The sequence below is a fragment of the Rhizobium sp. AQ_MP genome, from assembly GCF_014237835.1.
GTDB lineage: Bacteria > Pseudomonadota > Alphaproteobacteria > Rhizobiales > Rhizobiaceae > Allorhizobium.
In genome coordinates, this window is sequence record NZ_JACJVI010000039.1 from 1 (window position 1) to 6,931 (window position 6,931).

Annotated in this window: 8 protein-coding genes; 5 read left to right on the top strand and 3 right to left on the bottom strand. The window is 62.8% G+C overall.

The window, feature by feature from the left end; translation table 11 throughout:
- Positions 1 to 116: 116 nt before the first annotated feature.
- Both H6M51_RS23950 and H6M51_RS23955 read right to left on the bottom strand, forming a co-directional pair.
- Complete coding sequence (locus tag H6M51_RS23950) at positions 117 to 740, bottom strand: LysE family translocator (protein ID WP_185812274.1); 624 nt, start codon at positions 738 to 740, stop codon at positions 117 to 119.
- A gap of 246 nt (positions 741 to 986) precedes the next feature.
- Entirely contained in the window at positions 987 to 1,490 is a 504-nt protein-coding gene (locus H6M51_RS23955) for a GNAT family N-acetyltransferase (RefSeq protein WP_185812275.1), read from the bottom strand.
- A gap of 305 nt (positions 1,491 to 1,795) precedes the next feature.
- Between H6M51_RS23955 and H6M51_RS23960 the strand changes: the two genes are divergently transcribed.
- On the top strand, positions 1,796 to 2,275 hold the full coding sequence (locus H6M51_RS23960) for an ABZJ_00895 family protein (RefSeq protein WP_185812276.1): 480 nt from the start codon (positions 1,796 to 1,798) through the stop codon (positions 2,273 to 2,275).
- A gap of 151 nt (positions 2,276 to 2,426) precedes the next feature.
- Here the strand turns inward: H6M51_RS23960 and H6M51_RS23965 are convergent, their stop codons facing one another.
- On the bottom strand, positions 2,427 to 3,086 hold the full coding sequence (locus H6M51_RS23965; protein ID WP_185812277.1) for a hemolysin III family protein: 660 nt from the start codon (positions 3,084 to 3,086) through the stop codon (positions 2,427 to 2,429).
- A 196-nt stretch (positions 3,087 to 3,282) separates the two neighbouring features.
- Between H6M51_RS23965 and H6M51_RS23970 the strand changes: the two genes are divergently transcribed.
- From H6M51_RS23970 to H6M51_RS23985, 4 genes are all read left to right on the top strand, one after another.
- A complete protein-coding gene (locus H6M51_RS23970; protein WP_185812278.1) occupies positions 3,283 to 3,666 on the top strand; it encodes an MAPEG family protein in 384 nt (127 codons plus the stop codon).
- A gap of 340 nt (positions 3,667 to 4,006) precedes the next feature.
- Positions 4,007 to 5,818, top strand: a complete 1,812-nt coding sequence (locus tag H6M51_RS23975; protein ID WP_246780674.1) for a methyl-accepting chemotaxis protein — start codon at positions 4,007 to 4,009, stop codon at positions 5,816 to 5,818.
- A 106-nt stretch (positions 5,819 to 5,924) separates the two neighbouring features.
- A complete protein-coding gene (locus tag H6M51_RS23980; RefSeq protein WP_185812279.1) occupies positions 5,925 to 6,197 on the top strand; it encodes a CopG family ribbon-helix-helix protein in 273 nt (90 codons plus the stop codon).
- A complete protein-coding gene (locus H6M51_RS23985; RefSeq protein WP_185812280.1) occupies positions 6,185 to 6,478 on the top strand; it encodes a type II toxin-antitoxin system RelE/ParE family toxin in 294 nt (97 codons plus the stop codon). The genes H6M51_RS23980 and H6M51_RS23985 overlap by 13 nt, the downstream gene beginning before the upstream one ends.
- Positions 6,479 to 6,931 lie beyond the last annotated feature (453 nt).

Sequence of the window (6,931 nt, forward strand, 5' to 3'; positions counted from 1 at the left end):
CTCACCATCCTCAACGCCATCATCCGGGACGAAAAACCATGGCAAAACGCTTGACTGCCAAGACAGTCGCTCCCCCCTCAAGGGGGAGGTGGGCGGGCGCCTGACGCCCTCGTGGTTCAAGTCCCCGATCGCAGCGTTGCGGTGGCGACACCGGCACCGATCAGAAGCGTGCCGCCGGTCCTGTTGAACAGGCCGATGGCCTTCGGGCTTCGCACCAGATTGCGGGCACGCGAGGCGATGAGGGCGTAACCGGCGGCATTGAGGAAAGCGAGGATCAGGAAGGTGGTCTCGAAGATCACCATCTGGGTAAAGAAGTCGCCATGCTTGTCGAGGAACTGCGGCAGGAAGGCAACGAAGAAGGTGATGCTCTTCGGGTTCAGCGCCGTGACGACCCAGGCATGGGCGACCATCTTCATCGTGCTTACGGCATCGGTCCTCGGCTCGACATCGAGCGCGCCGCCGGCGCGAAACAGCTTGATGCCGAGATAGATCAGATAGGCAGCACCCACCCATTTCAGGGCGGTGAAGACCGTGGCCGAGGCCGCGAGGATGGCGCCGACGCCCAGCATTGACAGCGTCATGGCGGTAAAATCGCCGAGCGCCACACCGATCGATACCGGCAGCGCGCTGCGCCAGCCCTGGCCCAGCGCATAGGAGACGACCAAGAGAATGGTCGGCCCGGGAATGATCAAGAGGACCGCGGAAGCGGCGGCGAAGGCAAGCCAGGTTTCGATTGTCATGGGGATCTCCTGCCAAAAAACAGGATAAATCCCGATAGCCGACCCGTTGTAAAGCGGGCTTGCGAAAAATGCCGGTCGGCAGCACGGCCGGATGTCCGCCCTCCCCTTCAGGGGGAGGGTCGGAGCGGAGCTCCGGGGTGGGGTGAACGGTGCCAAGCTTGCCCCTGCTTGCTACGCCGAACTCGCCGGATGCCACCCCCACCCGCGCGTTCCGCGCGACCTCCCCCCTCAAGGGGGAGGTGGGGTTCAATCCAGCTTCAGCTCCATCATCGTCAGGTCCAGCCAGCGGCCGAATTTCTGGCCGACCTCGTGGTGGGTGCCGGCAAGGCGGAAGCCGAGGCTTTTGTGGAGGGCGATGGAGCCGGTGTTGCCGGCCTCGATGGCGGCGATCATGACGTGGATCTTGCCCGCCTTGGCACGCTCGATCAGCGCGGTCATCAGTGCCTTGCCAAGGCCGCGACCGTAGAAATCCTTCTCGACATAGACGGAATGCTCGACCGAATGGCGGAAGCCATCGAAGGGGCGCCAGTCGCCGTAGGAGGCGTAGCCGGCAATCTTGCCCTCGACTTCGGCGACGAGGATCGGGAAGCCTCTCGCCTGGCGCAGATCGTACCAGGCCTTGCGGTTGTCGAGATCAACAAGCGTCTCGTTCCAGATCGCCGTCGTTTCGGCCACCGCATGGTTGTAGATGGCGAGGATGGCGGGGAGATCGGCGGGCGTTGCGTCGCGAAGGGTGGCGGGCGTGGACATCAGTGGATTTTTCTGTTTTCCGGCGGAAAAACCGCCATTCTGGACTGAGATGTGACGGGCGATACTTCGCCGCATCGACACATCGGGCAACAAGGGGCGAATACCCAGTGTCGATGATAGAAGCCTTTAGGATCGGCTCGACCGTCCTTTCTGGCTAGGAGAGATCCGAAGAGCGATGCTGACGCATCGGTCAAGGAGCTCGACGACGCCGGAACGGGCGGGAAGCCCACCAAAGGTGGCCTATAGGTTCCTATCACCGACACTTGGTATAAAGGCAAGAGCCACGACTTTCGGAAACCGACACGATGACATCTCTCCTTCCAGGCCTGATCACCCGCTACATGCTCGTGCTGATCGGCGCGCAATTTGCGATCTTCCTTCTGGCGCTGGTGCTCGACGCCTATGGCTGGGGCGACAGCCTGTCATCGGGCGCCAATGTGGCCGTGCTGATTGCGGCCGGTGCGGCTGCGGGCTCTCATCTGGCTGAAAAACTGAAGGCCCGGCCGGGCTGGGGGACCAGCCTGAAGCTCTCCGGCCTGCTGGCCCTCGTCGCCGTGGTGACGGGATCGCTGGTGCTGCTCGGGATCGTGTTTTTGAACGGCATCACGGAGGCGGAACTGGCCCTGCTCGCCGCGCAGATGGGCATGACGCCGCTTGTGGCGGCGCTGGTGCTGGCGGGCGTTTCGCTGGTGCTGACCTATCCGGTGACGCTGGCAGGCTTCCGGATCGGTGCTGGCGCCACGGCCAGGCAGATCGAGCGGCGCGGGTCGCTGACGGGGATCTGAGCGGGCCTAGGTTCTGTCAGCTCGGGCGTCTTGCGGGGATCACGCCGCGGCAGCGGGTTCCGCGAGAATGGCAGCCTCGAGACTGGGGCTGGTCTTGGCAGATCCTCGGGCAACGGAGGCCGAGGATGGCGGCGTGGGGGCCAAGCGGCCCTCAGCCCAGGCTGATTGCCGTGAACACGGCCGAATAATGCACGATTGCCGCCGTGACGACGAAGGCGTGCCAGATGGCGTTCTGGAAGCGCAGGCGTTCCCAGACATGGAAGACGACCCCGGCTGAATAGATGCAGCCGCCGACGATGATCAGCGTCAGAGTGACGCCGGGGATGATCTCGGACAGCGGGCCCATGGCGAGCGCGCCGCTCCAGCCCATGCCGAGATAAAGCAGGATCGCGAGGCGGTCGTAGCGGCCGGGGAAGCGGAATTTCAGCCAGATACCGGTGAAGGCCGTGAGCCAGATGCCGATGAGGAGCGCCAGGATGAGCGGCCGGTCGGCGCCCTGGACGAGGAAAGGCGTATAGGTGGAGGCGATCAGGATGAAGATCGCCGAGTGATCGAAGCGGCGCAGGATCCACTTCACGCGGGAATGCGGCCACATGTTGTAGGTGAAGGAGACGCCGAGCGCGATGATCAGGCCAAGCCCATAGATCCAGCTCGCGGCGATGTTGGCATAATCGGAATAGACCGTGGCATAGAAGATCAGCGCGGTCGCGCCGACCAGGGCAAAGACGACACCGATGCCATGAATGATCCCGTCGGCGACGAGCTCGTGCAGGTCGTAGGCGCGGCCAAACTTGAAGGGATCGGTGGTCATTGCGTCTCTTTGTCTTTCGTCCTGCAGGGTCCATCACGACCCGAAGCGTTCATTTGGATGATGGCGGAATTGATGCCGGCGAACAAGCGCAAGCGCGTTCACGATCGCAGACAGAGCGTAACCTTGCTTGCTTGCCTTCTCATGACAGCCCGCCTACCAAGGATTGGTTAACCATGTGTTCTGCCCGGATTCCTTCATGCGCTTTACCATCCTTGCCACCTTTTCCGCCCTGCTGACCTATTGCTGGTTTCTCCTGAAGGTCGGTCAGGCACGCAGGACATTCGGGGTCGAGGCGCCGAAGACAGCCGGCAATGCCGACTTCGAACGGATTTTCCGGGTGCAGCAGAACACGGTGGAGCAGATGGTGCTGTTTCTGCCGTCGCTGTGGATCTTCGGCTTTTATGTCTCCGATATCCTGGCCGGGCTGCTTGGTCTCGGCTGGACGGCGGCGCGGGTGCTCTATGCCGCCGAAACTTACGCCGATGCGAAAAGCCGCGGACCGGGTGCGGCATTGACCTTTCTGATCGGGATCATCCTGCTGGTCGGCGGAACGGTCGGTGCGTTGCTCCAGGGCGGGTGAGAAATTTCGCCCAAAAAATCACCACGCACACTCTCATATACGCGCGAACGCCCCATGATCACAGCATTGTGCTCGCAATAGTTGCCGCGTTAAGGATTTGTTCTTCTGGATTTGCTCAGATACTGAGCAATACGGCTAATTTATAGTCAAAGCTTGGCAAAGTGTACAGACGTAAACCCCGGGCGTTGCAGGTCGGCCCTTGCGACGACACAGCACCGGCTTCTGCATTCTCCCATGCAGGCGGTCCGTGATCCGTGTTTTCCAGTGCCGGTGTGCCACGGGATATCGCCGCGCACCGCACGCCCGGAACTATCAAATCGCTTAGGCATTCGAGGCTCTGATGACCATTCGTCTTAAATCGCTCGCCTGCATCTCGCTGCTGACCACCGTGATCGTGGTGATCTCCGCCTTCTCTTTCTACACCATCAACGAGCAGTCAAAGCTCTCAAACTCGATCGTTATCGACCGGGTCATCCCGATGGAGCAGCTGAAGGTGATTTCGGATGCCTATGCCGTGGACATCGTCGATGCCGTGCACAAAGTGCGCTCGGGCGCCTTCACCGTCGAACAGGGGCAACGGAGTGTCAAGGCTGCGATCGACAAGATCGAAGATCGCTGGGCGGCCTATCGGGCGACCTATCTGACCCCTGAAGAAAGAGGCATCGCCGATGAATTCCTCAGGGTTCGACAGGCGGCGGACGAGAGCGTCCAGGAGTTGCAGGGACTGCTGGCGGCGAAAGACATGGTGGGTCTTGCAGCCTTTGCGGACCATAAGCTCTACCCGACCATCGATCCGCTGGGCACCGAGATCTCGAAGCTGATCGAGCTGCAGATCCGCGTCGCCAAGGAGAACCTTCAGTCCGGGAACGAGCTGGAGGACATGCTGACAACCCTGATGATCGCCTTCTCCGGGGTGGCGGCCGGGCTCGCAGCCTTCTCTATCTTCACCGTGGTTGCCGGCGTGATCCGACCGGTGAATTCGATGACCTCGGCGATGGACCGGCTCGCGCATGGCGATCTCGATGTCACCATCTACGGCGAAGGACGCCGCGACGAGATCGGCGTCATGGCCTCCACCGTCGTCATCTTCCGTGACAATGCGCGCGAACGGATAAGACTTGAACGCGAGGCAGAGGCCAACAGGTCACTCTCGGAGCGCGAAAGGCTGGAGCGCGAGCGCCAGCAGGCACAGGAGGCGGCCGAAGTCCGCTTTGCCGTCGAGAAGATCGGCCATGCGCTCGGCGAACTCTCCGAGGGCCGGCTGACGCACCGGATCCGCGAGCCCTTCGCCGAGCGACTGGACGCGATTCGGGTGGACTTCAACGTGGCCGTTGAGAAACTGGAGGATGCCATGCGCCGGGTGGGGCAGAATGCCCAGGCGATTGCGGCCGGCTCCAGCCAGATCCACTCGGCGGCAGACGACCTGTCGAAGCGGACCGAGCGCCAGGCGGCTTCCGTCGAGGAGACGGCAGCGGCGCTCGAGCAGATCACCACGACCATCGGCGAGACCAGCCATCGTGCCCGCGAGGCCGGGCGGCAGGTGCATGACACCCGCGCGGCTGCGGAACGTTCCGGCGCGATCGTCGGGCGGGCGGTTTCGGCGATGCAGGAGATCGAAGACTCCTCGAAGGAGATTACCACGATCATCAGCGTCATCGACGAGATCGCCTTCCAGACGAACCTTCTGGCGCTGAATGCCGGCGTCGAGGCGGCGCGCGCCGGAGAAGCCGGCAAGGGCTTTGCCGTCGTGGCGCAGGAAGTGCGCGAACTGGCGCAGCGCTCCGGAAGTGCTGCCAAGGAGATCCGTGCGCTGATCGGCAAGTCCGGCGATCAGGTGAAGAATGGCGTGGAGCTGGTGGTGGCGACCGGCAAAGCGCTGGAGGAGATCGTGGCCCAGGTGCAGGCGGTGAGCATGAACGTCACCGCCATCGTCGAAGCCTCCGGTGACCAGGCGACGAGCCTCAAGGAGATCAACCTGGCTGTGGCGGTGATGGATCAGGGCACGCAGCAGAACGCCGCCATGGTGGAGGAATCCACCGCGGCCAGCCATTCGCTGGCGAAGGAGGCGGAAGCGCTGTTCCAGCTGATCGGCAGGTTCGAGATCGGCGGGCAGAGCAGCCAGGGCGAGCCGGGCACGCGCCGGGCGGCGTGAGGCGGCGGGGACGCGGGAGCGGTGATCCTCTCAGCGGATGCCTTGCGTCGACAGCCGGGGGCGTTTGCCATATGATGCCAGAGGCACCACGACGACAGGTGAACGGATGAACCACCCTTTAACCCTCGACGATGCACTGAAGTCCCGGCTGACAGATCTGGCGAACCGCACACAGCGCACGGAAGAGCAGCTGCTGCAGGAGGCCGTCCAAGACTATCTGGAGCGCCAAGATACGAGGGCCGGCTTTCTTGCGGAGGCCGAACAATCCTGGCTGGACTATCAGGCAGATGGCCAGCATCTGACGGGTGACGAAGTGCGTGCCTGGCTGCGGAGTTGGGGAACGCCGGATGAAAAGGCACCGCCGGAGTGCCACGACTGATCGTTACAAAGCGCGCGGCGCTGGGCATCGGACGATGCCGCCAGTTCCTGGCCCGGCAATCGCCGGAGGCCGCATCCCGGGCTGCCTGGGCCATCGAGCAATGCCTGCTCAAACTTGAAACATCCCCGCTCCTCGGACGTCCCGTGATCGGTGGCCATGCGATGCGAGAGCTGCCAATTCTCTTTGGCACGAGTGGATATGTCGCCCTCTATCGCCACGACCCGGACAAGGACGTTGTTCACATCCTCGCATTCCGACACCAGCGAGAAGCCGGTTGTTGACCTCCCCCAAAACGCAACCGAGGGAGCTTTCGCACCATCGACTGCCTCACTCGCTTTACGCGCGCAGCGGTCAGGCCGTCTGCATGGGGCCTGGGCCCGGGATGGCGCCGGAGGATGTTTCCTTTGGCCAAAGGCCTCGGCTTTTCCTTCTGCAGCGGCGAGACTTCCAGCGGAAGGGGACAAGGACCCAATATCGGTGCGCGCGGGGCGTGGATGCTTCCAAAGGTGGCGGGAGTGACAGGGTGGAGGAATGAGAGACTTGGGATCCCAATTGCGGTAAGGGCCGACGATTTCGTTGCTCCACGGGGTAAGGTAAGTTCGCGTGCGCATTCGGCCCTAAGCCGACATTGGGGACCGATAGCTGCGGGGCGGCTACGCGCCTCCCTTCTGGTCGCTCACGTGGTCGGCAAGATTTTCCAAAAGCTGCCGCTCGGCTTCTGTGGGCTGAATGTC

What these genes read in the sequence shown, in the direction of transcription:
- H6M51_RS23950 (WP_185812274.1), bottom strand. Translation starts at nt 740, where the DNA reads ATGACAATCGAAACCTGGCTTGCCTTCGCCGCCGCTTCCGCGGTCCTC.
- H6M51_RS23955 (WP_185812275.1), bottom strand. Translation starts at nt 1,490, where the DNA reads ATGTCCACGCCCGCCACCCTTCGCGACGCAACGCCCGCCGATCTCCCC.
- H6M51_RS23965 (WP_185812277.1), bottom strand. Translation starts at nt 3,086, where the DNA reads ATGACCACCGATCCCTTCAAGTTTGGCCGCGCCTACGACCTGCACGAG.
- H6M51_RS23975 (WP_246780674.1), top strand. Translation starts at nt 4,007, where the DNA reads ATGACCATTCGTCTTAAATCGCTCGCCTGCATCTCGCTGCTGACCACC.
- H6M51_RS23970 (WP_185812278.1), top strand. Translation starts at nt 3,283, where the DNA reads ATGCGCTTTACCATCCTTGCCACCTTTTCCGCCCTGCTGACCTATTGC.
- H6M51_RS23960 (WP_185812276.1), top strand. Translation starts at nt 1,796, where the DNA reads ATGACATCTCTCCTTCCAGGCCTGATCACCCGCTACATGCTCGTGCTG.
- H6M51_RS23980 (WP_185812279.1), top strand. Translation starts at nt 5,925, where the DNA reads ATGAACCACCCTTTAACCCTCGACGATGCACTGAAGTCCCGGCTGACA.